The 23,798-nt window shown below is 60.7% G+C and carries 27 protein-coding genes and 1 pseudogene; 16 read left to right on the top strand and 12 right to left on the bottom strand.

The genetic code is table 11. The annotated features are described in order from the left end of the window. Positions 1–57: 57 nt before the first annotated feature. The gene (locus AB3L03_RS10310; RefSeq protein ID WP_085359789.1) at positions 58–516 is read left to right on the top strand and encodes a hypothetical protein; all 459 of its coding nucleotides are present in this window, start codon (positions 58–60) and stop codon (positions 514–516) included. A 40-nt stretch (positions 517–556) separates the two neighbouring features. On the opposite strand, the gene galE is transcribed toward AB3L03_RS10310, so the two are convergent. Both galE and AB3L03_RS10300 read right to left on the bottom strand, forming a co-directional pair. Then, positions 557–1,549: a UDP-glucose 4-epimerase GalE gene (gene galE, locus AB3L03_RS10305; RefSeq protein ID WP_204513753.1), complete on the bottom strand. Its 993-nt coding sequence runs from the start codon at positions 1,547–1,549 to the stop codon at positions 557–559. A 29-nt stretch (positions 1,550–1,578) separates the two neighbouring features. Then, on the bottom strand, positions 1,579–1,704 hold the full coding sequence (locus AB3L03_RS10300) for a hypothetical protein (protein ID WP_268738914.1): 126 nt from the start codon (positions 1,702–1,704) through the stop codon (positions 1,579–1,581). A 239-nt stretch (positions 1,705–1,943) separates the two neighbouring features. Here AB3L03_RS10300 and AB3L03_RS10295 point away from each other — a divergent pair, with 239 nt between their 5' ends. Both AB3L03_RS10295 and AB3L03_RS10290 read left to right on the top strand, forming a co-directional pair. Further along, entirely contained in the window at positions 1,944–2,228 is a 285-nt protein-coding gene (locus tag AB3L03_RS10295) for a hypothetical protein (RefSeq protein ID WP_085384365.1), read from the top strand. A 196-nt stretch (positions 2,229–2,424) separates the two neighbouring features. After that, a pseudogene (locus AB3L03_RS10290) lies at positions 2,425–2,822 on the top strand (CHRD domain-containing protein). 44 nt (positions 2,823–2,866) lie between these two features. Here AB3L03_RS10290 and AB3L03_RS10285 read toward each other — a convergent pair. The 3 genes from AB3L03_RS10285 to AB3L03_RS10275 all read right to left on the bottom strand — a co-directional run bounded on the left by AB3L03_RS10285 (position 2,867) and on the right by AB3L03_RS10275 (position 5,711). Beyond that, positions 2,867–3,232: a VanZ family protein gene (locus tag AB3L03_RS10285; protein ID WP_204513754.1), complete on the bottom strand. Its 366-nt coding sequence runs from the start codon at positions 3,230–3,232 to the stop codon at positions 2,867–2,869. Positions 3,233–3,347: 115 nt separating this feature from the next. Continuing rightward, positions 3,348–4,898 (bottom strand): EAL domain-containing protein, encoded by a 1,551-nt coding sequence (locus AB3L03_RS10280; protein ID WP_368508529.1) that lies wholly within the window; start codon positions 4,896–4,898, stop codon positions 3,348–3,350. A 639-nt stretch (positions 4,899–5,537) separates the two neighbouring features. Then, positions 5,538–5,711: a hypothetical protein gene (locus AB3L03_RS10275; RefSeq protein WP_162847250.1), complete on the bottom strand. Its 174-nt coding sequence runs from the start codon at positions 5,709–5,711 to the stop codon at positions 5,538–5,540. A gap of 999 nt (positions 5,712–6,710) precedes the next feature. Here AB3L03_RS10275 and AB3L03_RS10270 point away from each other — a divergent pair. The 3 genes from AB3L03_RS10270 to AB3L03_RS10260 all read left to right on the top strand — a co-directional run bounded on the left by AB3L03_RS10270 (position 6,711) and on the right by AB3L03_RS10260 (position 7,923). Continuing rightward, entirely contained in the window at positions 6,711–6,986 is a 276-nt protein-coding gene (locus tag AB3L03_RS10270; protein ID WP_018456121.1) for a hypothetical protein, read from the top strand. A 41-nt stretch (positions 6,987–7,027) separates the two neighbouring features. Then, on the top strand, positions 7,028–7,444 hold the full coding sequence (locus tag AB3L03_RS10265) for a hypothetical protein (protein WP_368508528.1): 417 nt from the start codon (positions 7,028–7,030) through the stop codon (positions 7,442–7,444). 203 nt (positions 7,445–7,647) lie between these two features. Further along, on the top strand, positions 7,648–7,923 hold the full coding sequence (locus AB3L03_RS10260; RefSeq protein WP_083926416.1) for a hypothetical protein: 276 nt from the start codon (positions 7,648–7,650) through the stop codon (positions 7,921–7,923). 20 nt (positions 7,924–7,943) lie between these two features. Here the strand turns inward: AB3L03_RS10260 and AB3L03_RS10255 are convergent, their stop codons facing one another. After that, a complete protein-coding gene (locus AB3L03_RS10255) occupies positions 7,944–9,167 on the bottom strand; it encodes a hypothetical protein (protein ID WP_018456118.1) in 1,224 nt (407 codons plus the stop codon). A gap of 104 nt (positions 9,168–9,271) precedes the next feature. On the opposite strand from AB3L03_RS10255, the gene AB3L03_RS10250 reads away from it, so the two are divergent. Then, positions 9,272–9,604 (top strand): hypothetical protein, encoded by a 333-nt coding sequence (locus AB3L03_RS10250; RefSeq protein ID WP_231188852.1) that lies wholly within the window; start codon positions 9,272–9,274, stop codon positions 9,602–9,604. Between the two features lie 323 nt (positions 9,605–9,927). Here AB3L03_RS10250 and AB3L03_RS10245 read toward each other — a convergent pair whose 3' ends face one another. After that, complete coding sequence (locus AB3L03_RS10245; protein ID WP_204513756.1) at positions 9,928–10,320, bottom strand: hypothetical protein; 393 nt, start codon at positions 10,318–10,320, stop codon at positions 9,928–9,930. 205 nt (positions 10,321–10,525) lie between these two features. On the opposite strand from AB3L03_RS10245, the gene AB3L03_RS10240 reads away from it, so the two are divergent. Beyond that, positions 10,526–10,912, top strand: a complete 387-nt coding sequence (locus AB3L03_RS10240) for a hypothetical protein (protein ID WP_231188851.1) — start codon at positions 10,526–10,528, stop codon at positions 10,910–10,912. Positions 10,913–10,953: 41 nt separating this feature from the next. Here the strand turns inward: AB3L03_RS10240 and AB3L03_RS10235 are convergent, their stop codons facing one another. Both AB3L03_RS10235 and AB3L03_RS10230 read right to left on the bottom strand, forming a co-directional pair. Further along, complete coding sequence (locus AB3L03_RS10235; RefSeq protein ID WP_231188850.1) at positions 10,954–11,493, bottom strand: hypothetical protein; 540 nt, start codon at positions 11,491–11,493, stop codon at positions 10,954–10,956. A 183-nt stretch (positions 11,494–11,676) separates the two neighbouring features. Then, on the bottom strand, positions 11,677–12,414 hold the full coding sequence (locus tag AB3L03_RS10230; protein WP_085359805.1) for a metallophosphoesterase family protein: 738 nt from the start codon (positions 12,412–12,414) through the stop codon (positions 11,677–11,679). A 192-nt stretch (positions 12,415–12,606) separates the two neighbouring features. On the opposite strand from AB3L03_RS10230, the gene AB3L03_RS10225 reads away from it, so the two are divergent. Then, on the top strand, positions 12,607–13,230 hold the full coding sequence (locus AB3L03_RS10225; protein WP_085359807.1) for a transglutaminase-like cysteine peptidase: 624 nt from the start codon (positions 12,607–12,609) through the stop codon (positions 13,228–13,230). A gap of 10 nt (positions 13,231–13,240) precedes the next feature. Here AB3L03_RS10225 and AB3L03_RS10220 read toward each other — a convergent pair whose 3' ends face one another. From AB3L03_RS10220 to AB3L03_RS10210, 3 genes are all read right to left on the bottom strand, one after another. Then, complete coding sequence (locus tag AB3L03_RS10220) at positions 13,241–14,521, bottom strand: hypothetical protein (protein WP_085359809.1); 1,281 nt, start codon at positions 14,519–14,521, stop codon at positions 13,241–13,243. Positions 14,522–14,692: 171 nt separating this feature from the next. After that, on the bottom strand, positions 14,693–14,968 hold the full coding sequence (locus AB3L03_RS10215; protein WP_085359811.1) for a hypothetical protein: 276 nt from the start codon (positions 14,966–14,968) through the stop codon (positions 14,693–14,695). Between the two features lie 74 nt (positions 14,969–15,042). Continuing rightward, complete coding sequence (locus AB3L03_RS10210; protein ID WP_094183325.1) at positions 15,043–15,504, bottom strand: hypothetical protein; 462 nt, start codon at positions 15,502–15,504, stop codon at positions 15,043–15,045. Between the two features lie 390 nt (positions 15,505–15,894). On the opposite strand from AB3L03_RS10210, the gene AB3L03_RS10205 reads away from it, so the two are divergent. From AB3L03_RS10205 to AB3L03_RS10175, 7 genes are all read left to right on the top strand, one after another. Continuing rightward, positions 15,895–17,097: a polysaccharide biosynthesis/export family protein gene (locus tag AB3L03_RS10205; RefSeq protein ID WP_085359815.1), complete on the top strand. Its 1,203-nt coding sequence runs from the start codon at positions 15,895–15,897 to the stop codon at positions 17,095–17,097. Between the two features lie 219 nt (positions 17,098–17,316). After that, on the top strand, positions 17,317–17,835 hold the full coding sequence (locus tag AB3L03_RS10200) for a hypothetical protein (RefSeq protein ID WP_368508527.1): 519 nt from the start codon (positions 17,317–17,319) through the stop codon (positions 17,833–17,835). Positions 17,836–17,858: 23 nt separating this feature from the next. Continuing rightward, on the top strand, positions 17,859–19,346 hold the full coding sequence (locus AB3L03_RS10195; RefSeq protein ID WP_368508526.1) for an O-antigen ligase family protein: 1,488 nt from the start codon (positions 17,859–17,861) through the stop codon (positions 19,344–19,346). Between the two features lie 136 nt (positions 19,347–19,482). Continuing rightward, positions 19,483–20,106: a hypothetical protein gene (locus tag AB3L03_RS10190; protein ID WP_368508525.1), complete on the top strand. Its 624-nt coding sequence runs from the start codon at positions 19,483–19,485 to the stop codon at positions 20,104–20,106. Positions 20,107–20,386: 280 nt separating this feature from the next. Further along, on the top strand, positions 20,387–22,120 hold the full coding sequence (locus tag AB3L03_RS10185; protein WP_368508524.1) for a GumC family protein: 1,734 nt from the start codon (positions 20,387–20,389) through the stop codon (positions 22,118–22,120). Continuing rightward, positions 22,117–22,632: a CpsD/CapB family tyrosine-protein kinase gene (locus AB3L03_RS10180; RefSeq protein WP_368508523.1), complete on the top strand. Its 516-nt coding sequence runs from the start codon at positions 22,117–22,119 to the stop codon at positions 22,630–22,632. Before AB3L03_RS10185 ends, AB3L03_RS10180 begins: the two co-directional genes overlap by 4 nt. A 69-nt stretch (positions 22,633–22,701) precedes the next feature. Next, a complete protein-coding gene (locus AB3L03_RS10175) occupies positions 22,702–23,418 on the top strand; it encodes a hypothetical protein (protein ID WP_368508522.1) in 717 nt (238 codons plus the stop codon). Positions 23,419–23,798: the final 380 nt, after the last annotated feature.

Here is a 23,798-nt window from a genome sequence, read left to right as displayed (position 1 = left end):
ATTGTCGCGCCCCAGAGTTGGTTGCAAATACGTTGGAGTTTTACGGTGGATGTTTTCATGCTGAGAGACGGCAAATATGCGGCCTGGTTCAGGACCCCGCGCGGTCAGGGCACGGGCGTCGTGCATCTGGCGGAGGGACGAATCTCCGGCAGCGACAGCTTCTTCACTTATGGAGGCTCTTACCGAATTGACGAGCAGCGCTTCACGGCGGTTCTGACCACGCGGCGTCATGCCGAGGGGCCGCCGACCGTGTTCGGGCTCGACGAGGTCGAGGTCAAGCTCTCGGGCGTGTGCAGCGGTGCGATGGCGACCTGTTCCGGAACGGCCGAGCAGGCCCCCGATGTGACCTTCGAGGCGACGCTCATCTACAGCCAGGACGAGGTGCCGGCCGTTGACGCCCGAGGTGCGGTCGTGAAGCTCAACGCCGACAAGCTGCCCAAGGGGCTCGACGGCCGTTCGCGATCGCGCCATCCGTTTGCGCCGGGATCGCTCGGCTCAGAACGGAATAGACCATAAGGCCACGTCTTATCCCGCCTGATCGACTTCGAGGATGTTGTCAGGGCTGCTTAAGCGGATGAGCCCTCTGGTGCCAGGCCCAGGCGGTGCGGATTACAGTCGGCAGATCCGAATATCGCGGCACGAAATTCAGCGCTTTTCGCGCTGCGGAGGGATCGGCGACCAGATAGGTGGGATCGCCGGCGCGGCGCGGTTTGACGGCGTGGGGCACCTCGCGCCCGGTCTCGTGCCTGATGGCGGTCAGGATCTCCCGTACCGAAAAGCCGGAGCCGGTGCCTAGATTGAAGCTGCCGCCGGCATGCCCTTGTTCCAGCAGCTTCAGCGCCGCGACATGCGCTGCGGCGAGGTCGGTGACGTGGATGTAGTCGCGGATCGCGGTGCCATCGGGCGTGTCGTAGTCCTGACCGAACACGGCAAAATCGACATGGCCCTGTAATGCCATCATGGCGCGCGGAATGAGATGGGTTTCATTGTCACGCAATTCGCCGATGCCGCCGGCAGGATCGGCGCCGCTGGCATTGAAATAGCGCAGGCAGAACGCGCCGAAGCCGTAAGCGGCGCGGTAATCGGCGAGCATGCGCTCGATCATCCACTTCGATGCGCCATAGGGGTTGATCGGCGCGCAGGGGAAGTCTTCCGGCAGTTCCTTGGAATCGGCATTGCCGTAGACGGCGCCGGTCGAGGAGAACACGATACGATGGCAGCCCGCATTGCGCATCGCCTGCAATAGCGACAGCGTGCCCTGCACATTGTTGATGTAGTACTTTTGCGGGTCGGTCATGGACTCGCCGACGAGACTCGCCGCCGCGAAATGCATGACCGCCGTGATTTTGTGCTCGGCGAAGGCGCGCGCCAGCGTGCCGCCGTCGAGCAGATCGCCTGTTACCAGCGGGCCGGCGACGAAGCCGCGATGACCTGTCGACAGATTGTCATAAACGACGGGCTGATAGCCGGCGGCGGTCAGGGCGCGACAGGCATGCGAGCCGATATAGCCCGCGCCTCCCGTAACGAGGACAGTCGGTCGGTCGGTCATGTCTGCTTACCTCGAGGTGAAATCAACGATCATCCATGCGCCGCGGCCAGCACCAAATCGGCACCCGGCACGAGCACCGCAAGCGTCAGCCATGCGGGACGTTTGCGGAAGGCGAGGACATGCCGCGTGGCGCCACGGGAGACGACATCAATCAAGGAGAGGGCTTCCGAAGTGACCTGTCCCAATGCGATTGCCTCAGTTCAATAGTTGATCGATCTGGTGAGCATAGATTGATCTTCGCTGTATGCAACCCACCGGCGGCTCGGCACGATCGTCCTTCTTCGTTTAGCTCGCATTGACCCTATCGCTGCGAAACGGTGGGCGCGCGCATCGCGGCAACCGAAGCTTTAAGAACCAAAATTAAGCTGATGCCGAGTAAAGGAGTGACTGAAACATGGCACAGATCTGGATGACCTATGACGAACTCGCCGAGCTTAGCGGCTGCACGTCTGCCGAGGCACGAATGCGGGCCATCCATTTGTCACTTGACCGCCGCAAAAGCCGCGACGGCGCAACCCGCGTCAAGCTCGATCTGGCGCTGACGGCCAAATATTTCGCCTCTGTCCGGGACGCCGATTTTGATCTGGACGGCGCCATCGAGGCGCTCCAGGCCACCCATCGGCAGATGGCAGAACTCCTGACGCCGAACCAGTTCCTGGGCCGGCGCCGCTCGGCTTAGCTCCCGCACGCAATCCATCAGGCTCCGGGTATAAGGAGCCGAGATTCTCGCGATAGTTGTTCCGAATCAGGCATAAATCTCCATCCGGAATTTTCATTGCTGGCCGGGGTTTAACCGCAGCGGGCCGTAGAGCCTGCAGGAGGATGCCATGAGGAACGACAGCGATCGAGGCTACGCGACACTGTTGGCAGCGGCGATGCTGGGTGCGCTGATCATCATGACAGCCGCAACGGCAAATGCAGAGCTCGTGAAGTTGCAGGCCGATTTAAAAGGCAGCAATGAAGTGCCTCCGAACAACTCGCCTGGAACAGGCAAGGCCGAGGCGACCTACGATACGGAGGCGAAAACCCTGACCTACACAGTCAGCTTCGCCGGCTTGACCGGGCCAGCCATGGGGGCACATTTCCATGGCCCCGTGGAGGCCGGCAAGAACGCCGGCATCGTGCTGCCGTTCAAGACGGTCCAAAGCCCGATTCAGGGAGCGCAACGCTCACCGAAGCTCAGGCTGCGGACCTGCTGGCTGGGAAATGGTATGCCAACATTCATACGGCCGCGAACCCGGGCGGTGAACTACGCGGACAAATGATAAAATAAGGACGGTCACTTCCCCGATGCAGACGTGCGGGCCATGCATCTGCTCAGGAGGGCGGCCTCGGTAAGAAGGCCAGGATTGTTTGAGCGAGGAGGACCCCGACGGTCCCGCCTGCTGCTTTTTGCAGCACGTCCAGGAAACCCGGATCACGATCGGGCGTCATTGCTTGCAGAATTTCCAGCCCCATTGCGACCGCCACGACAAGCGAGCATGCGAGGGTGAGCCGACCGGGCAACAGGAAGGACAAGAGAAATCCCAGCAACCCGTAGGCGCTGAAGCGCTCGATCACGACGACCCAATAAGCGTCGTGATGGCCAATAAGCACGGGTCTCCCCGCCAGTCTCGCAAGCGTGGCATAGACGATGAGCGCGAAGCAGACGCCTGCGGCTGCGATAAGGTGGTTGCGGCGCATTGGACGACCATAGCCGGACCGGAGCCAGGCCGCGTTGAAAGATGAGAGTATCGTTAAGGCTGATTGAGCAAGGGGCGCGGCGCGTTTGCCGTCCCGGGTTAACGGCTCAATCCTTTCAGGCCACCAACGCCGCGTCGGTCGGCAATTTAGCGCTCTGCGCCAAGCAGCGTGACTCGACCAACTCGTTGAATCGAGGGAAGGGCAGTGGGGCGGAGACCAGATAGCCCTGCCCCTCCTCTACGCCGGATGAAATAAGCGCCCGGACCTGCTCCTCCGTCTCGATGCCTTCCGCGACCACCGTCATTTGGAGGTCCTTCGCAAGTGCGACCAGCATCTCCACGATCGTGGCAGTCGATGCGTCCACGGTGATCGTGTCGACGAAAAATTTGTCGATCTTGATTGTATTGGCGCCCAGGCCCTTGAGCCGGGATAGCCCGCTATGACCGACGCCGACGTCATCGATGGCGACGCGAAACCCGTAGTCCCGCAATTCGCTGACTACGGCTGCGGCGCGTGCGAGGTCGTCGAGCTCGTCGCGCTCGGTCACCTCGATGACGATCTGGCGCGCGGAGACTTGCGCCGCCATGACCGTGCGGCGGAGCGTTTCAATGAAGCCCGCACTCAAGAGATGCTTTGGTACGACGTTGAGGGAGAGCTTAAAATCCTTGTTCGCTTTCAACAGCGGCTGCAGATCCGACAGCGCTGATCGCAGGATCTGCCAGGTCATGACCTGGATGCGGCCGCTGGATTCCGCGAGCGGGATGAAGTTCATCGGAGGCACGACCGATCCGTCTTTGAGGAGCCACCGAGCCAACACCTCGCAGCCTTTGATCCGACCGGTCTTGAGCTCGAAGATGGGCTGGTAGTACGGCTTGAATTCGTTCGCGGCCAGCCCGCGGTCGAGATCGGCGACGGGCCCTTCCATGCGGCGGCTCCGCGCGAAAAGCCCGCCGAAAAGGGCGCCGATTGCAAATGCTACGGCCAGCGTCGGCCAGTAAGCCTCGTTGTTCCACGTCGAGAGGATGCCGCGTTCGAGGCGAATGGTCGCATGGAGTGGGAATCGAGCTGAATTTTTGTCGAGATCGATCGGGGCCTGCAAGGCTTTGTCGGGATCGAGCAGGAATTCGCCAAGTTTCTCGCCGTTGCTCAACGCGAGGATCACTTCGCTGTGGGCGCGCAACTCGGCGGGCATGATGTCGAACAGGCTGGCGTTGACGCCAAGAATGGCGACCAATGCGGCATTGCCGTTGATGTCTTTGAGCACGCCCAGAGCATCGCCGCCGAATTGCTCAACACGGAAGAGCGAAAGGTTCTTGTCGTGCGAGGGAAGCATATCGCGGCGGTCGATCCATCCCTTGTCGAATTCCAGCGTTTCGGAATAGGCCGAACAGATCACCGAGCCATCTGGGTTGACGAGGCGCACATCCTTGATTGCGGAACGTTGGTAGACGTGGAGCCGGATCGCCTGCAGCGTCGCGGGCCCACAATCGGCAAGATCGCGCCGCGCGAGTTCGCCCAGGCTCGCGCCGGCAAAGTCGACCGCAAATTCGGCGCGACGCAGAACCACCTCGGTCAATTCGTCGAGCTGGTGGGCCTGCTGGTACCGAATGAACGAAGTTGCCGCAAAGTGGCCAGCCACGCCGAACGCGGCCGCGCTCGCGAGCACGAACGCCGCAAATACGAAAGTCGGTCGCTGCAATCTCATTCGGCCCGGCGGAACAGAGGGAAGCGTCGGCCGATCCTAATCAGGACGCGCTAAGATAGGGTTTAATGCGCGGGCGAGGCATGTGGAACCGGCCTTTGGGGGTGGGCAGGCGAGGGACCCGTCTGCCCCCGGACCGGGGGACCCTATCGAAAATGCTACTTAACCTTCCGCTCCCAAGTTCTGGCGGCCCATTCGATGGCGGAGGGAAGCGGGTGCGGGAGTGTAGGGCGCGATGGAAGCCTGCCGAGGGCTGCCACCATGCTGTGGCCGGGTGGCTCGCAAGCGCAAGACCACGAAGGCGATATTGATAGCCAACCAGACCAGAATGACGGAAATGGCAAGATGGGCCACGGCCAGACCTCGCGATGAAGTTGGAGTCAACGCGAGCGCGCTGGTTCGGTTCCCTGGCGAACCGGGCTAGAGCGCATCTATTTCATGTAGCCGGAGTCGAGCCTTCGGGGCGGACGGCGACCTCACCTTGCCTTGAGGTCCTTGCTCTACTCCGATCAGCAACACGACGCATTCGTTCTTCGTCAGAACCGGCGATCGCGCGCCCGCGGCCATCATGACGTCGTTGGCGGAACGCCGCCGCACGCTCGCTTAGGCCTTTTTTCTCGCCTTCGTTTTCAACGAAAGACCAAGGCGCAGGGCCATGCGCTTGATCGCATCGGGCGATCGTCCGAGCTGTTTCGCCGCCTCCTCCAATGAAGCCGAAGACTTAGCCAACTCCATCAGCCGGCGGTCTTCCTTGAACGACCAGGGCTTGCGCGCCATAACCGAAATCATCCTCTCGTCGCGACAAGGACAAAGCCGCCAAGCGGACCCATGTCGCTCGACGGCTTTGCTTGGGTGGGGCCGAGCTTGGGGGAGCCCGGTGAGACGATGGGATAAGTGATTAGTGAGAATTCGCAACAAACAACGCGGATTAAGCTAACCGCTCAACCTTAACGCGTCTAATCCGGCTTTGTCGCTCCGTACTATCACGGAGGTGTCAATGCTGATCAGCGGCGGCCGTTACCGCGCTTTGAATGGCTGGAAGCCGAATTGTCGGGCGCCGGTTCTGAAGGCTGCATGGACTGCGTGAACCCCGATTAACATCCGGCCGGATCCAACTTCAATCAGTGAGACGTTTTGTCATTCCCCGGCCCGCGGCTGTCCGGCAACGACCAAACTTCAATCAGCTCCTTGCACAAATTTCGTCATCGCCTGGCAAAACTTTCAGCGGTGCCGATCTTGAAGTCGTCACAACGACAAGATGAAATGCAATGGGAGGAACGCGCCGAAAAAATGGGACGTTCAAATGTTGGCAATTGTGGTTTTGGGTTCGATCTTCGCGGGCGGTTTTGCTTGCGGCTATGGTGCGAGGGCGTGGCGCTCACGCAAGCGATCGGCAAGATATCGTCTCTATGCGCCCTATACTCCCGCAACAGGGGCGGGACGAAGTCGGTCGCCCTCCTAATGATGGTATTTCGCGCCTGGCCTGTTTGCCGAGCGATCTCTGTAGCATTATCGAAATAACCATGTGCGGTTAGGTTAACTTGTCGCAATTCTTGAGAGCCTAGCCAATGCCACCTAGAACATCTCGATTCACGGCGGAAGCTTAGCCGCCCCGATTTTTCCGTGGCCCCGCGTTAGAGTAGGCGTAAATGACGTATCTGATTGCATTGCTGGGCGCGATAATTTGCATCGTTATTTTGATGGTTTTCGTTCGCGCCTATGATCGACACCTGAAAGATCTTCCAGGTCCTTGGATCATGGACGAGGCTCATTCGAATGACTGAAAGGCACAACGCGCCCCGCAGGTATTTCGTTGATGCGCAAGGGAAGCGGGTGCTGATAGGGCTGTCGCTTCCGGAAACGGCGGAGTTCGAAGCGCTGGACATCACATCGGGAGAGACGGTTCAAATCGGTCCGGGCGATGGGGCCGCCGCGGCGCACGAAGCTCGATGGCTTGAGCTTTATTCGAAACACGAAGGAGCCTGGCGGGCGTGGATCGTACAAAGCCAGGCGGAGCAGCCACAAGATTCAAGCTTTGTTAACTATGTCTGACCGATGTTAGCGGTCCAAATCTCGAACGTGGGATGGCCCAAATGTTTCAGCTGTTCCTGAGAGCGCGCGCACACAATTTTCTCAGCTCCCGCCGTGAGGACAAAGGCTTCAAGGCCCGTACCATCGAGCGCGATGCGGAGACGGACCGCGTTCAGATCGATGCCGTCATGGTCGCGATCGATACGGCATTGCGCGATGCGGAGAGGGAGCAGGTCGGCCTCGGACGACGTGTTGATGACGCACTCGCGCGTGCATCCGTCACTTTCGGAAACGGCACCGATGAATATCTCGAACGGGAGCCGATCGACAGTCATCATCAAGATCTCTTTGCCGCCGACATCTCCAACGGCCAGCGGCGGCTCAAGGAATTGGCAAACACCATCGCTCATCTGAGGTTTATCAGGACCGCGATGCTCACGCGCTTTCCGAACCTGAAGCCGCCGCAGCTCAATAGCTAGGATCGAGGGTTTGGCTCGGCACCCTTCCGTCTGCTAAACGCAGCAGGTTTGGGCACGATGGATATCTCGGTCCGAAAAGCATAATCTCTCGCTGAACAGCTTTGCCACGGGACAATTCGGGCGCCGCTTTGCCGTTTGGCTCTTCTGCCGGTTTTGATATGGTCCCGTCCAGCGTTCTCGGACGGATTGAAGGAGCGAGCCAGGTGATCTCCAGAAATTTGCAAAGGTCTATGGGATTGGCATTTGTTTTGGCTATTGGCGCGCCAGTAACGGCGTCGGCCGTCACTGTAGAAGTAGCGCGTGCATGCGACGCAGCTTTGGCCAAGGCCTTTCCTCCAAAGCAAATCGGCAATCCCGCTGCCGGCAGCGCAGGGACAGCCAAGGAGCGGCGCGATTATTTCAGCAAATGCGTCACGAACAACGGCAAGGTCGATGATGCGCCCGCGGATGCGCCTAAAGACGCCAAGGCCAAGAAATAAACGGAACGGGTCGCGCCACTTTAGCGTCGCGGCGGGCAGGGGGAGTAGAATGCGCCGTTCGTTGCATTGATGCGTTCGACGCATTGATTGGGATCAGTCGGCGTCCCGGCCACCGTGAAGTCATAGCCCATACCTTTGACGACCACGACGTAGCGACCCGGCGAAAGCGTAAAGCCGTCCTGCTCCGGCTGCAGCGATAGCATTCTCGGCTGATCCTCGACCGGACCTACTTTGTAAGGGAAGGACATGCTGCGGATGACCCAGGTGTCGCCGGCAGAGACCATGGCCGCTTTCCCGGTTGCATCGACGCCCATCGCTCGGGAGACTTTTGCGACTACTCGAACCTCGGTCCCGGTTGCATCGACACCACCGTCGGGCCTGAAAACAATGAAGCTGACATCTCCGCTTGTCAGGGTCGTCGCGCTCGGTGTGGTGATTGCTGCTGAGATCGCGACACGACGATCCGGAATCTTCCCGGGGACCGGCTTGAGCTCCTGGAGCTGGCCCTGGCTCAGGGCGTAGACGCCGAAGGTCGTTGGCAACGGCATCGAGGGTTGCGCAGGCGTCACCGGCTCCTTCGGTTGATCCGGTGTCCGTTCGACGCTCTCACCGCTCGATGGAGTCACAGCCCCGGTGGGGTGAGGCTCGGGGCTTGTGGAGGTGCGCTTGGACAGCGTCGCGGACTGCCACAATGCGAGGGATTGTGTCCTCAACCGCGGCCAATAAGTAACCGCCGCGCTGGCACCGGCAATGACGACCAGGATGGCGGCTAATCGGATGAGGGAGTTGAGGATGCCGCTTCGCCGAGATTGGTCGGGCGGGCTTGGCGGTGCGACAGAACCGCGCCCTGTTTCCGCAGGCTTCGGGACGGGCGGCGAGGGCGGAACGGGCGCCAGATGCGGAACGGGCTGAGGAGCCGGGGGACTGGGTGGCGACTGATGCGAAGCGACGTCTAGCGCCAACTCCGGCGCTTTGGACAGCGCGTCGCGCTCGCTACGGTCAAATGAAAGCTCAACCTCCCGGATGGCGCGCTCAAGCACTTGCTGGAGCTCGCGGGACTCCCGTGCGTCGCCATGCGTTAATTGTTCCAGAAGCTTGATGCGAGCCAGCTCGTATACGATTTCGCGGATCTGCCGGGGGTCGCTGGATATGTCGCGAATCCGCCCGGACAGGAGACGCACAAACCCGGCCTTGATCGCGTGCATATTTGGCGCGCCGGCGGCGGTGTCGCTGGGGTCGGTCATCAAGGCCGATCAAGTAACCCGGAACAGGCTGTTTCGCTAGGCTTTTCCGCGTCAAAATCCTATCTCGGCGAAAGCCGCTCTGATCGCCAGCCTTGCAAGAGCCCATGGTCGAACAGCTTCGGGGGCTTGCTTTTGGGCAGAAAGCTGTGACAGTTCGACGAGCTCCTCTTTCCGGTATTTTGATCATGCGCGACGGTTTCATAGCACTCACGTTTGTGGCTCTCCTGGTGCAACCTTCTTTTGCACAAGGGACCAAGGACAAAGCCAATTTGACGAGCACCAGCATCGTGACCACCCCTACGAAGAAAACCCAAACGGCCCAGAGCGCCTCACGACCCACAGCCACCCGAAACCTGGCGCCGGGCAAGCTGCCGAGCGGGATGGCGGCTCAGGGGGTCTGGAGAGACGGCAAGTTGATCGCCGTGCCTCGGCAATGACGACCCAAGCAACCGTGAAGGAACGGTGATCGCCTCCCGATGTTCTCGCTTGGGAGACATCTTATGAAACGATTAGTCCTGACCGCGTTTACGCTTCTTGTGACGGCAAGCACGTGGGCCCTCAGCGCTCGGGCCCAGGGGGTCAATGATCCATCGACCCCCGATCGAAATGTAATTATCGTCAATCCCTCGCAGCCCGCGCCGAGCACGGCTACGCGGAATATTCCGAGCCAGATTCAGCCGCCTCTGGTCAGTGGAGGGCGCGCGCGCCCCTATTACGGCAACAGAACGCGGACTAGTGGGTCGAGCAGGCGTTAGTCTGGCTACTGTACGTTGGGTGTCATTCCGCCGCCGGCGGGGAAGTTGCTGGATTTGAGCGCCATCCCACTGACGCGAAAGCGGACATTTCCTGCCAGATACAGATAGTCCGACGTCGTGCTGCTGACGGTCCGCACCTCGACATAGGTCAGTGTGATCGAACCCACGCTTGGGGTTACCTGGGTGATGTCGACAAACCGAGCTCCCGGGAAAAGCTTCTGGTCCAGGCCATAGAAGATCTTTTCCCGCTCCGACCACAGCACGAAGTGACCCCCGGTCTTCTGATCGACGGCTTCGTATTGCGTATGGATCACTTGCGGGTATTCGATCTGGCCTGCTGTCGCAAAGTGAGTGCCTAAAAAGATCACCAGAACCAGGAAAGTAACGTTGCGGACCACTGGTCAATATCCTCGCGAGCTAAAGCACGAAGCTTGCCCGCGATTTGGCTTTCGTGCAATCGGCAAACGTATAGATTGAAGGGAATGGACGAGAAGTTTCCGGCCCTTGCTCGTTCTTCTCGCTCTGCCCTGGAGTTACAGCGTGCCAACCGCGCGACCTCACACCTTTCTAGCTCATGCCAGGCGGCTTGGGCAGCTGGCCGGAGTGGTCCTGACCGTTGCCGGTGCAATCGACTTCGGTCTCGCCAATCCGCCCTCGTGTTTTGCGCAGACCGAACCGGAGCCCTCGGTCAGCGACTATCTTCCACCAAGCGAGCCGGAAGTCAGCCGTGACGAGTGGCGTCAGCGTATCGAAGATGCGCGGCGACGAGCCAAGGAGCTCTCGCGCGAGCGGCGGGACCATCCAGAGCTCTATAAACCGGTCCCGGAGGATCCGGACCTTGTCGCGACCGAACGCCTCCTCAACGACGACAGCCTGCAGCGCGGCGACATCGTCTCGACCAAGAAGGGCATGTTCGTCTACCAGGGGCGACCGGATCAACCGCGCCGTGAGCGGGATTTCGTGCCGATCGCACCAAAAGCGACGCGCTGAAAAATTGACTGCAAGCCAGCAGGCTAACTCGCGCTCGAACTTCAGTACCGCCGCAAAATCTGATTGAACTTGGGATCGGTCCCCTGCGTGGTCTCCAGAAGCAGCGACTTGCCTTGCGGCGTGGCCTGCAGGTAGGCAGCGATCAGGAGCTGCTCGTAGCGAGAGCGGTTGGCAAGCGCCGCGCGGACGTCCGATTGCGCCAGCAGCTTGATCTCTTCGTCGGCTGCTGCCGCGTTCGATGTGACGGTTTGGAGCCGTGCGAAGGCGACGGCGATCGGCACCGCGCCGGCCAGGTAAGACATTTTCACTGCAGGCGTCGCCAGCTCACCCGCCTGCGTCTTCAGCGTGCCGAGCGTCAGCCAAAGCGCGGGCCGGATGGGCGATACTTTCAGAGCCGCAACAACGGCATCCTGGGCAGCCTTGTTCTCGGCGGCCCTGCTGTTCACATCGGCTGCAGGACGGTGAAGAAAATCCGCGGCTTTGGCCGCCGCATAATTCGCCAGCAAGTCGCCGTCGAACGAAAGGGGCGCCAGAACGCCCGAAGCGGCTACGTTGACCTTCTCGGGCGGAAACTCGCCCAAGAACAAATCGCTCGCCCGAAAGTTCGACCGCGTGAGATCGCCGTAAAACCCCAATGCTGCGTAAAGCAGCAACATCACTGCGATGCAGGCGCCAATGATGCGAAGCAAGGTCATGCGGCTCATGATGAATTTCGATGCCCGTGTGGAAGGGCGCAGGAGTTGGCCAGCAACTCTGCAAAAGTCCTAAATTGCGAGCAGACTATCGCCCTGGATCGTGAGCAAGGTCAAGTTGCCGGTCGCGTAAGCGCCGGTGTCGATATTGATCCGGTTTGAGCGGATATCCGGGACGCTGACCGGGGTATGGCCGTGGACGATATATTTGCCGAAGCGTCTTTCGGACTCGAGGAATTCCTCGCGGATCCAGAGCAGATCCTCCTCCTTCTGACGTTCCAGGGCTACGCCCGGCTTGACGCCGGCGTGCACAAAGAAGAAGTCGCCACACGCGAAGGACGGGCGGAGCTGCTGAAGAAACGAAAGATGCTCCCGCGGAAGCGCCTGCCTCAACCCTTCGATCAATTCAATCTGCTGCTCCGGCGTCGGATTCATCGTCGGGTTGATGCCGTATGAAACAAGGGTCAGCAGGCCTCCGTAGCGACGCCATTCCTCCAGGCGCGCCGGGTCCTTGAGGACCTCGAGCAGGAACACCTCGTGATTGCCCTTGAGGCACACTGTCTCATGCGACTTCGAGCGCTCGATCAGGAGATCAATCACAGCGCGCGAGTCCGGGCCCCTGTCGACGTAGTCGCCAAGAAAGACCTGAATCGCTCGTTCGGGAGCGGAGCGGGCAAGGTCGGCGTCGATGACAGTTAAGAGCGACTGAAGCAGGTCGGCGCGTCCATGCACATCGCCGATGGCATAGATCCTCACGCCGTCGGGGAGCCGCGGCTTGACGTTCTTACGAAAACGCTTGGAAAGGCCCATCAGCTGGTCGAATCGGGTCTGGCGTCATGAATGGAGGGCATGGTCGCTCATAGCAGAACAAGTTACGCATCGGTATTCTTAATTGTTTCTGACGGAGTCGCAGCGGTTTTGATTAAAGGATCGCTCGGCTTTTGAGCCGGATTTCAAGACGTGTCCCGTAGCGTTTCCCCAACAAGAAATGGGGAGCGCGACATGCGCAAGACTTTAAAGTTCCTGGCGATTGCCGCCGCTCTGTTGGCTGGGGCGGCTCAACACAAGGCCGAGGCCGCCTTTGTCGGTGCGCCGTCGGCGTTGCGCGGCGCCATCCAGTACATCAAGTTCGACCAGCCGACCCTGGCGCCGATGGCTTTCACGCTCTTTTGCCTGAAGTACGAGGGCGAGTGTAAGCCGCGACCGCAGCAAATCGTGTTCAGGGGCGGACGTCTCAAGCTCACGGCCGAGCGCATGGCCCAGCTTCAGGAGGTCAATCGGCGGGTCAACAGCGCGATCCGACCCGAGCCTAATTTGGAGGGGCTGCGCGGCGAGAAGTGGCTGCTGCATCCCACCAGCGGCGACTGCAACGACTACGCCGTGACAAAACGCCACGATCTGATTGCCAAGGGCTTCCCGGCGCGATCGGTGTTGCTCAGCGAGGTCGTGACGACCTGGGGTGAGCATCATCTTGTGGTCGTGGTGCGCACGTTCGCCGGCGATCTCGTGCTGGATAACCTCACCGGGCACATCCTGCCCTGGTCGAAAAAGTCCTATCGGTGGGTCCGCATCCAAATGCCCAAGAACCCGACCTACTGGGCGTCACTGGCTGATCGCGACGTCTAACGACGAACGACTAATGACCCGTGCCGCGTGGGGACTGGGTGATGCTTTGGGACAAGCCGAGTCCCATGATCGTTGACAGGCAAAGGATTGCTGCCGGATGCAGCAGTCCTGAACCGGCGAAGCCCTCAACCAGCGCGAAGACAAGGCAGGCCGCGGCCGCCGCAGGGAAGAACGAGTCGCGGCCGCGCTGCAAAGCCCCCAAAAACAAGCGGCCCAAAGCCAACATGCCCGCCAGCAGCGCGGCGGAAAAACCGATCCATCCGGTATCCGCGAAGATGGCAAAAGCCGTCGAGGGCGCCATCAAAGCCGCGCCGGAATCGCTTTGGTAGATCCTGCCAACGGCAGAAAAGGTGCCTGCCCCCGCACCGAACCACCTGGTGTCGGCCAACATTCGCTCCAGCGCGGCTCTGGTTTCGGCCCCCACCTCCGCGACGAGCCGCAAAAGAATCGGCCCTGCATTCTTTTCGAACAAGAAGCTCAGGACAATGATCGCTCCGACCAGCGCGGCTAAGGACAGCGCGCCTGCGGCCAACGGGGATAGGTCGATCCTTCGAATGACAAGGATCAGCAACATCAACACGAGGCCAAAGGCCGCGGCGATCGCGCTGTTCGTCCCCGACAAGCCAAAAACCGCGACCGCGCTGGCCAGAGCGCCCACAAGGCCGCAAAGGCCGATGGCGACCGATCGAACGACCGAGTGGCGCGTTTCGGCCCGCTCGGCGGCCAGCTGCATGACGGCTATATTAAGCATGACGCCAAGACCGGCCATCGTTGTCGCCAGGTCGGAAGGAACGGCGGTTGCAAGGGCGGATGAGAACGGACGCAAATCCAAGGTCAGAGCCGACACCGCTGTTACCCCGCTCAGCACGAACAGCACCAGTTCGGCACGGCTGCGGTCACGGACCACGACGATGGTCACGCTGAGCAACGAGATCGCTGCGAGGGCTTGAAACAGCGCATTCAGGGTGAGGCCGAGATCCGCCGTCACTGGCCCAAGCGACAGGCCAGCCAGAGCATCGTGGCTGCTCGCCCAGATCGGATGCGCCCAACTCAGCCACAGCGGCACCAGCTGAGCCGCGATACAAAGGGGAATGCCGATCAGGATCCAACGGCCCCAGACCGTGGCACGCAGATAGTGCTCGTAGTCGGCCTTTCGTGCGCTGAAGACCGCTGCAAATAGCCCCAGGGCCGTAGCCGTCATCCCGAGCTGTACGCCGAATTTGGCGCCGGCAATGTCGAGAGCGGATGCAGAAACAAGGCAAACGATGAGGGCAAAATAAGCGAAGGACAAACGTGCGCCTGGAAGGAATCCTGAAAGGGTCAGGCCACCATACAAGCCGGAGGCAAGTTTTCAAACAGAGCTCTGCAGCCAACGCAGCTCCCAACCCCAACCCAACCCAACCCCACATTAAGGCAGCGTCGCGTGCGGGGGATCAGACGGACTCTTGATGCGCCAAAGAGGTCAGCGGGCGGTCTTGAGCGGACGGGCAAACACGCGGGCGGCACGACCGGCGGCGAGAGCAAAGCGGGCGGCCGAGCCGAAGAGATAGCCGGCCTGGAGCGCGATAGCCGCGAACGCCACGCCCTTCAGGCCGTCAAGGAAGCCCAGATTGGCCATCCAGCCGACCGGGATCGCGGCGAGCAGCATGACGAATGTCAGCGGCAGGAGCACCAGGACGCGAAAGCGTTGGCCCAGAACTGCGCCCACGAGAAAGCTGAAGATCAAAAGCTCGGTCATCCGAAACACTCCGTGCTCCGGACCTTAGGTTCCCCACCCTAAAAAGACCCTTAAGTCGTATGGCTAAATTTTGTCTATTGGCCGCAACTTGCCGCCAGAGAATTATAGGCTTCACGAAGCCCGCTCAGGGTCACCACGCCTTTGATTTCGGTGTCACTTTCCTTCACCACCACGGAAAGCGAGGGCGTCGTCTGCCACTTACCGGCCGCGAACGCAGAAACTTCGTCGGGTAATAGGACGGCAGCGCCGGCCGCCGCCATGCTGGCCTCGAACGTCTGGGTACCGCCGCCAGTTGAGGAGATCGTCACTCGCGGGTGGCTCCGTGGCGGGAACGGCCGGATCAAGGCGACCAACACGTCGATCTTGCCCTTGGGAGCGCAGCGGACGATCAGGCCGGCGAACTCCGGGTCAGACTGCATCGTCTCGGCTGTCTTGGAAATGGAAGCGAAGCTCTCGCCCTCTTTGGGGCCTTGGGTGCGGGTGAATTTCCAGATCGAGGATGGGCTTGCCACCGCAAACGTGCAGACCGAGTGCAATCCTGATGGCCCGACGGCGCAATCACCTCTCAAGGGGGCAGAGCCCGCAGCAGGAGGCGATGAAAGTCCCCCAAATAAGGACGACAACAATCCAAGAAGGGCCAAAGCCAGAATCGGCACGTCGGAAATCCATCAAATTGGTGCTGTCGGCTTTACTAGCAGAAGGGCGGGGGTTTTGGAGAAGGTCTCTTCCTGGGCATGGTGCCCGTACATCGGGCAAAAGGATGTCAACAAACAGTCACAAAGGGTTAGCGGGGTTCCGAACCGTGGCTTGCACGCAACAGTTGGGGACTCATTGGGCCGTTAACCATTCGCTCAGGGCCGGGAACCCTTGTCGCACTGCCCACTAGGCCGTACCAATCGATGCAATTGGAACTACGGGGGCCATTCATGCATACCTTTGCCAAAACGTATCTATTCAAGCCGGCTTTCCTGGCCGTCGCTTTGGCGCTGGGGGCGTGTTCGACCAACCCTGGCTCCGGCCCGTTAACCGACGACGTCAACAACAAGATCCAGACCGAGAATGCACCGGCGTACGAGTTGGTGCCGCTCAACCCGGCCACGGTGAAGATCCTGCACACCCATGAGCCCAAGGGGCTCGCGGGAGTGTTCACCGATCGCCGTCCGCCCGCCAGCATTGTGTTCGGCATCGGCGACGTTGTCAGCGTCACCATCTTCGAAGCCGCGGCAGGCGGTTTGTTCATCCCGGCAGAAGCCGGCGTCCGTCCGGGCAACTTCGTCACCATCCCGGATCAGTCGGTCGACAATGACGGCTTCATCACTGTGCCCTACGCCGGCCAGGTCAAGGCGGCGGGTCTCACTGCGGTACAAATTCAGCGCTCTATCGTTGAGAAGATCTCCAACCGCGCCATTGAGCCTCAGGTCGTGGTTGCGATGTCCTCGCAGCGGACACAGCTCATCAGCGTGCTCGGCGAGGTCAACGCGCCGGCGCGTTATCCGGCGAGTGCGGCGGGTGCCAAGGACAAGGTGCTCGACGCGATCACCCGCGCTGGCGGCATCAAGGGCCAGGGTTTCGAGACCTGGGTCATGCTGGAGCGCGGCGGGCGTAGGGCAACCGTGCCTTTCGAGAATCTCGTCATGGCGCCTGAGAACAACGTCTATGTTCGGCCTGAGGACAGCATCTACGTCTACCGCGAACAGCAGAAGTTCCTGGCGTTCGGTGCCAGCGGTCAGAGCGGCGAGTTCAACTTCGACGCATGGCGCATCAACCTTGGCGAAGCCGTGGGCAAGGCCGGTGGTCTCCTGGATGGCCAGGCCGATCCGGCAGCCGTTTATCTCTATCGCCGCGAGCCGCGTGAGGTTGCTGCCCAGCTTGGCGTCGACGTCAGCAAGTACACCTCTGAGACGATCCCGGTCATCTTCAACGTGAACTTCCGCGATCCGGGTGGCTTCTTCCTGGCCACCAAGGTCATGATGAAGAATGGCGACGTGCTCTATGTCTCGAACTCGCGCAACGTCGAAACTGCCAAGTTCCTGCAGTTCCTGCGTGTGATCATGGCGACCGGCAGCGATGCCGTGAACCTCTCCAACGACGCCCTGATCTTCCGCAACAACATCAAGCTGGCGCCGTAAGGCCGGAGCCAACCTGATCCACGAAACGATGGCACCGGGGCTTCGTCCCGGTGCCATTTTCGTTTAGAAATCACAGCGGTTCTGTTCGGGGTGGATCAAGGCTTCACCGAGCAAGATTTATCGCCGATCGGTCACCCCGCAGGTTGCAAGGTCTTCATGTGCTTTGGACGGCAAGCAGCTCGGTGCTTATTGGCTCTCGTCATCGCGGGGCCGTCTCTGATGGGCAAGGCTGCCGGCGAAACCCAACAGCTCGGTGTCCGCCACCGGATCGACGTGGTGGTCTCGGCTGAGCCTGATGCACCAATTTTTCGGCACTTGCGCGAGGCCAAGGGCGAGCTCTCCTTCACCGTCCGGCTTTCAGCAAACGCCAAGGAGAGTCGCTTCTTCGGAATGCTGCACCCTGCCTTCTCAGACATTGTTGTTCCCGACGGCGCGGGCAAACCTCTCGTTCGGCAGACCAAGCTATGGGAAGAGGAGGTCTGCCATCAGCGCCGCGGGCTGCCGAAGGTGACGGTGACCCAGCTCGCGGGACATTTCGGCGAGGGGGACGGGCGAGTCGAGATATCCGGCATCAACCGCCACATCGGGCTGCTGGTCCCGCCGGATGAATTAACCCCCGGAATAAAACTCGACTCGGGGAGTGATAATCTTGGGCTATTCTACGGCTTCCGGGCGCAGACCCGGATCAGCCGCTTGAACGTGGATCTGAAGATCTATCCGATCGATTGCTTCCTCTAGAGCCGAAGGCCGGCTAACCGACGATGCGCTTTCCGCTTCCCCATATGCGTTGGTCGTGGAGCTGGCCTGCGACCTTCATCCTGTTCTTCGTCGCCGCCGGCGCGCCGTTTCCGTTCGGCTCGACCAACGACCTCTCGATCGCGTTCTGGTGCCTGTGTCTGGCCCTCGCCTTGATCGTGGCGCCGACGCGCGACTTGCGCCGCCCCCATTTCTGGATGATCGCGGGCATCGGGGTGATCGTGGCCGGATACGCCTTCGTGCTGCATGAGCAGCTGTCCGATCATCCCTGGATCGCGCCGTTCAATCCGATCTGGAAGCAGGCGTCCGACCTCCTGGGCGTGCCGATTGCGCCTTCGGCGTCCATCGTCAAGAACGAGGCGTTCTTCGCATTGGGCGCGCCGCTCGCGAACATTCTGGCGATCCTCCTCGGCATCACCGTCGGTGCCGAGCGTGAGCGCGCCCGACGTCTGCTTTGGGTCATCGCCGTCTCCGGCAGCCTTTATGGGCTTTACGGCGTCGCTTCGTTCCTGATCGAGCCCACCATGATCCTGTGGCGGGACAAGACGGCCTATATGGGCAGCGTCACCGGCACCTTCATCAACCGCAACACGGCCGCCGCCTATTTCGGTTCTTGCGCCGTGATCTGGATGCTCTTGATCCTCGAGGATGTCCGCCGGCGCTTGCCTGAGCGGCACATCGAGTGGAAGCGCGTTTCCCGCGACGTCGCCGAGATTCCGCCGCGCCAGATCCTGCCACATCTCGGAGCGCTGTTGATTTGCCTGATGGCGATGTTCATGACCGGCTCGCGCGCCGGCGTCAGCCTGTCGCTGCTCGCGATGATCGCCTCGTTCACAATATTCCTGCGCAAGGACCTGCCGCTGCGGACCGGAATCTGGATCTCGCTGGGCTCCGGCGTGGTGGTGGCGCTCGGCCTGATGCAGCTGCTCGGCGGCCAAGTCTCCAGCCGGTTCGACAGCCAAGGGCTGGTCGACGAGGGCCGCATCGAGGCCTGGAAGTCCACGCTTCAGATCATCGCCGACAACCCGTGGTTCGGGACCGGCATGGGCACCTTCCAATGGGCCTTCCCGCCCTACCGCAGCCCCAACATCTCGATTCGCGGAATCTGGGATATCGCGCATTCCACGCCGCTGGAGCTCGCCTCCGACGTCGGCATCCCCATGGCGCTTTTGGTGGCGGTTGCATGGGCGGTTATGTTCGTCATCCTGGGCCGCGGCGTGTTCGCCCGGCGGCGCGACGCCATCATCCCGCTGGCGGCGGCGGCGACCGCGAGCCTGTCGCTGCTGCATTCCTGCCTGGACTTCACGCTCCAGATCCCCGGCTATTCCATTCCGTTCTTTGCGCTTTTCGGCGCCGGCCTTTCGCAATCGTTCCGCTCGACCGAGCCGGCGCGGCCGCAAGGCGAAGCGGTCGCCGTGCCGGACCAGCAGGGGCGCCGGACCCAGCCCGCGCGGGGCCAACGCCGCGCCCGCGAGCTTCACAAAACTGTCTAGTTTTGAAGCAGTTGCGCCGTTTACGAAGTCTTTAGAATAAGTGGACAGCGATTTGCTCTTCCGCTAGGTTCCGACACTAACAGCCACTTGCCCGGGCCGAGACGTAAAGTGGGCAGACGTTTTTTGGAGGTTTATTATGAGCGTTATCAAGATTGCGCTTCGCATGGCTGCGGCCGCGGCCCTGGCCGCGACGATTTCGAGCGCCGCAAGCGCCGCCGTCTATCCGCCGCAGCGCCAGCTGCCGGGCACGGTCATTTCCGAGTTCAAGGCGGCACCAGGCACGCTGTTGACGCAATATCCGGCCGGTGCGCAGCTGATCTCGCGCGTGCGCGACCTCGGCGCGTCTGATCCGACCACGGTTCCGGCCCTGATCGCGCTCCTCAAGGACCCCGCGACCACCAAGGACCAGATCCGCGCGATCACCGCCGGCCTGGCCCAGCTCGCCCGCATGGCCGCGGTAGCCGACCAGGCTTTCGCCAATGAGATCCAGGCGGCGATCGCCGGCACCAACAACCCCGACGTGATCGCAGCCTACCAGGCCGCAACCGGCGACGTCGCGATCGCGGCGGCCGGCGGTGGCGCGGGCGGCGGCGGCTCCGGCGCGGGCGGCCCCACGGGCGCGGGCGGTTTTGCGAACGGCGGACAGGGCGGCACTACCAGCACGTTCGGCGGCCTTCACTACGCGACGCAGGTCAGTGGCGGCGCCTCGGGCGGCGTGAGCGGCACCACCAACGCCGCTAACCGTGTCAGTGACCGCTGACCGTAATTGCACGGAGGCCACAAACCTCCTGGCTGCCTCATTCGCGATCTAGTCAAGCGGCGCTTCATCGCGCCGCTTTGCTTTTTTGCCGTTAAGCTTCCCACAAGATCCCAGCCCAGCGGCACGGTGCGCCGCATCAACAACGTTCAATTGCAGCCGGCATTGTGCTAGGCTTCTTTTCCGCGCGGGTTTTGCAGATCAAGTTCGCCTCGAGATACCGCGGAACTGTTGGCAGACTACCAATCCTTAAACACAATCGATCCATTTCAGGAATTGCCGGATGTTGCAGCTGAACAAGCCGACCTCGGAGATCAACCGTGATTTCGCCGAGGCTGACGGTTCTCCATCCCAGACGCTGACCTCCTATCTCGACATTATCAGGCGCCAGTTTCCGACCATGATCGCGATCGTGTCGGCCTGCGTGATCCTGGCGCTGCTTTATCTCTTCACCGCCGCGCCGCTGTTCACCTCCACCGCCGCGATGGTGATCGACACCCGCAAGGTGCAGCTGTTTCAGCAGCAGTCGGTGCTCGGCGACATCGCGGTCGATTCGGCAACCATCGAAACCCAGGTCGAGATCCTGAAATCCGAGAACATCAGCCTCGCCGTGATCCGCGATCTGCACCTCACCGAGGACCCCGAATTCAGCGGCAGCGGTGGCGGCCTGCTCGGCGCGATCACCGGCCTGTTCTCCTCCGGCCATGCGGCGTCCGAATTCGAACAGACGCGGAGAGCGCTGGGGCGCTTCGAGAGCAGCCGTACCATCAAGCGCCTCGGGCTCACCTATGTGATGGAGATCGGCTTCACCTCGCGCGATCCGCAAAAAGCGGCGCGTGTCGCAAACGCCATCGCGGATGCGTATATCGTCGACCAGCTCGAGGCGAAGTACCAGGCCACCCGCCGCGCCAGCGTCTGGTTGCAGGACCGCATCAAGGAGCTGCGCACCCAGGCCTCCGCGGCGCAGAAGTCCGTGGTGGATTTCAAGATCGCCAACAACATCGTCGACAGCGGCGGCCGTCTGATGAACGAGCAGCAGCTCGCCGAGGTCAACAGCCAGCTCATCATGGCGCATGCCTCGACCGCCGAGGCCAAAGCGCGGATGGACCGCATCAACGATATTCTCAAGCAGGAGATTCCGGACGCCAGCGTCGCCGACGCGCTAAAAAACGACACCATCGTCAAGCTGCGCGGCCAATATGTCGACATGGCCTCCAAGGAATCGATCTGGGCGATGAAATATGGCTCGGATCATTTGGCCGCGGTCAATCTCCGCCGCCAGATGGCCGAGATCAAGAAGAACATAATTGACGAGCTGAGGCGCATCCAGGAATCCTACAAGAGCGACTACGACATCGCCCAGACTCGCGAGGAGAGCATCAAGTCGAGCCTCGCTAGTGTCGTCTCGGAATCGCAGCTCACCAACCAGGCGCAAATCCAGCTCCGCGAGCTCGAGAGCACTGCGCAGAGCTACCAGGCGATGTACGACAATTTCCTGCAGCGCTACATGGAGAGTGTGCAGCAGCAGTCGTTCCCGATCACCGAGGCGCGCGTGATCAGCGCCGCAACGACGCCGCTGGTCAAGAGCGCGCCGAAGTCGCTGATCATCCTGGGGGCCGCACTGCTCGGCGGCCTGCTGCTAAGCTTCGGTGCCGCGATGGCGCGCGAGCTCTCCGACAAGGTGTTCCGCACCACCGGCCAAGTTGAGGAGCAGCTCGGCGCCAACTGCCTCGCCATCCTGCCGGCGCTCGGCGCGTTGCCGCCCGCGCCGGCCTCGCTATCGAGCAAGCTCGGCCGCAAAAAGAGCAATCCGGAGCCGGATCTGCTACGCTATGTCGTCGACAATCCCTTGTCACGCTTTGCCGAAGCGGTACGCTCGCTGAAAGTGGCGATTGATCTCAACTCTATTGTGCGGGAGAATCGCGTCCTGGCTGTGACCTCGACCCTTCCCAACGAGGGCAAGAGCACGCTCTCGACCAACCTTGCGCAGCTCATCGCCCATGGGGGGCGCGGGTGATCCTCGTCGACGCCGACCTTCGCAACCCTTCGCTATCACGTGCCTTGCTGCCGGATGCGCAAGGCGGCCTCGTGGACGTGGTTGCGCACAAGGGGCAGCTGGAAAATGTCATTAGCATTGATCCGCAGACTGGGCTTGCGGTCCTGCCCGCCGGCACGACCTCGAAGCTGCTGCATACCAACGAAGTGCTGGCCTCGAAGCCAATGCGCGATCTGATCGCGCTGCTACGCTCGAAGTACGATTATGTCGTTCTCGACATGCCACCGATGGCGCCCGTTGTAGATGTGCGCGTTACATCACCTTTCGTCGATTCTTTCATATTCGTTGTGGAATGGGGCAAGACCAAGATCGATGTCGTGCGGCACAATCTGCGCGGCGCACCAGAGATCCATGACAAGCTTTTGGGCGTGGTGCTGAACAAGGCGGACACTAAGCTCCTTGCTCGCTACGAGTCCTACCACGGGCGCTATTATTATCAGAAATACTACGCCCGCTATGGCTACGTTGAGTAAAGCAGAGGGCGCTCATCTCAACGACTTTGACGGCGGTGCAAGGGGGGCATTGTCCGGGCGGGCTTGCTGTTGCTCGGCGCCATTTGCGTGAGTTGGTCAGCTTTCTCGCTGCCGGCATTTTGGTTGGCGATTCCCGCAAAAGAGATGGCAGGACGCATCTTGGCTGGAGATAACTTCAAGTCAGGAACATTGGGCGGCGTCTTGACTTCGATGCAATTCGCCCCCGAACTTCCCGTCCAGCTCAGCGCTCTCTTGCGGTCGGAGGCACTCGTTCGGTTGCGGATTGCGGAAGACCCTTCAGGACGAAAGACCGTCGAGGTCGCGAATAATGATGCAGCCGCAGCGCTCGATAAAGTGAAAAGAGCCTTGGCGCTCAACCCGAGCGACTCGTTTCTCTGGCTGATGCTCTACTCTACGGAGAACGTAAGCCGCGGCTTCGATATGCGATCTCTTCGCATTCTCGATGAATCCTATGCCACGGGGCCGCTTGAGGGATGGATTTCACTTCGACGCAATAGCCTTGCGCTCGCGGTGTTTCCAAGCTTAGGTGAGCAAGCGAAATTAAAAGTTGTAGTAGAATTTAAGAAACTCGTAGATGGCGAATTTATAGATCTTGCGGCCATTAATTTGACAGGGATCGGTTGGGCCCACAGAGAGCGCCTACTCGCTAGTCTTGAAACGATCAATTCCATTCCCCGAGAAGCGTTTGCGAGGAAATTGGCGCAGGATGGGGTGAAGGTAGCGGTACCGGGCACACCAACTGACGAAAGGCTATGGCATCGATGAGTTGGGGTAAGATCTTTTTTGCTTTGAGTTGGGGTAAGATCTTTTTTGCTTTGCTCTTATTACCACTTCTATCGCCGTTAGAAATGGTGAGTGCGCAAAAGTCCGGTGCGAGCACCCCTAAACTGACCTTTCAAGGCCCTGCTGAACAATCTACAGCGCCGATAATTCGCGATGCTCTGAACCGACCTTGTCTAGATGTAGAGGCTATTGCTCGCTCTCACGTCGTGAATACAACTGTTGTTGATCACGTCGTTAGCGTGCGAAACAACTGTCCGAGACTGATAAAAGTGAAAGTCTGCTACTTCAATTCCGATAGATGCAATGCTTTTGACTTGCAGGCCTATAAACGCGAAGATGCAATATTGGGAACGGCAATGGGC

This window comes from Bradyrhizobium lupini (assembly GCF_040939785.1).
In the GTDB taxonomy this organism is placed as follows: Bacteria; Pseudomonadota; Alphaproteobacteria; order Rhizobiales; family Xanthobacteraceae; genus Bradyrhizobium; species Bradyrhizobium canariense_D.
Note: the sequence above shows the minus strand (reverse complement) of the source record. Positions and strands in the feature narration are given on the sequence as shown.

Excerpts from the sequence above, each read along its gene's own strand:
- AB3L03_RS10310 (WP_085359789.1), top strand. The coding sequence starts at position 58 with ATGCTGAGAGACGGCAAATATGCGGCCTGGTTCAGGACCCCGCGCGGT.
- galE (WP_204513753.1), bottom strand. The coding sequence starts at position 1,549 with ATGACCGACCGACCGACTGTCCTCGTTACGGGAGGCGCGGGCTATATC.
- AB3L03_RS10295 (WP_085384365.1), top strand. The coding sequence starts at position 1,944 with ATGGCACAGATCTGGATGACCTATGACGAACTCGCCGAGCTTAGCGGC.
- AB3L03_RS10285 (WP_204513754.1), bottom strand. The coding sequence starts at position 3,232 with ATGCGCCGCAACCACCTTATCGCAGCCGCAGGCGTCTGCTTCGCGCTC.
- AB3L03_RS10275 (WP_162847250.1), bottom strand. The coding sequence starts at position 5,711 with ATGGCGCGCAAGCCCTGGTCGTTCAAGGAAGACCGCCGGCTGATGGAG.
- AB3L03_RS10270 (WP_018456121.1), top strand. The coding sequence starts at position 6,711 with ATGACTGAAAGGCACAACGCGCCCCGCAGGTATTTCGTTGATGCGCAA.
- AB3L03_RS10265 (WP_368508528.1), top strand. The coding sequence starts at position 7,028 with ATGTTTCAGCTGTTCCTGAGAGCGCGCGCACACAATTTTCTCAGCTCC.
- AB3L03_RS10255 (WP_018456118.1), bottom strand. The coding sequence starts at position 9,167 with ATGACCGACCCCAGCGACACCGCCGCCGGCGCGCCAAATATGCACGCG.
- AB3L03_RS10250 (WP_231188852.1), top strand. The coding sequence starts at position 9,272 with ATGGTCGAACAGCTTCGGGGGCTTGCTTTTGGGCAGAAAGCTGTGACA.
- AB3L03_RS10230 (WP_085359805.1), bottom strand. The coding sequence starts at position 12,414 with ATGGGCCTTTCCAAGCGTTTTCGTAAGAACGTCAAGCCGCGGCTCCCC.
- AB3L03_RS10225 (WP_085359807.1), top strand. The coding sequence starts at position 12,607 with ATGCGCAAGACTTTAAAGTTCCTGGCGATTGCCGCCGCTCTGTTGGCT.
- AB3L03_RS10215 (WP_085359811.1), bottom strand. The coding sequence starts at position 14,968 with ATGACCGAGCTTTTGATCTTCAGCTTTCTCGTGGGCGCAGTTCTGGGC.
- AB3L03_RS10205 (WP_085359815.1), top strand. The coding sequence starts at position 15,895 with ATGCATACCTTTGCCAAAACGTATCTATTCAAGCCGGCTTTCCTGGCC.
- AB3L03_RS10200 (WP_368508527.1), top strand. The coding sequence starts at position 17,317 with ATGGGCAAGGCTGCCGGCGAAACCCAACAGCTCGGTGTCCGCCACCGG.
- AB3L03_RS10195 (WP_368508526.1), top strand. The coding sequence starts at position 17,859 with ATGCGCTTTCCGCTTCCCCATATGCGTTGGTCGTGGAGCTGGCCTGCG.
- AB3L03_RS10190 (WP_368508525.1), top strand. The coding sequence starts at position 19,483 with ATGAGCGTTATCAAGATTGCGCTTCGCATGGCTGCGGCCGCGGCCCTG.
- AB3L03_RS10185 (WP_368508524.1), top strand. The coding sequence starts at position 20,387 with ATGTTGCAGCTGAACAAGCCGACCTCGGAGATCAACCGTGATTTCGCC.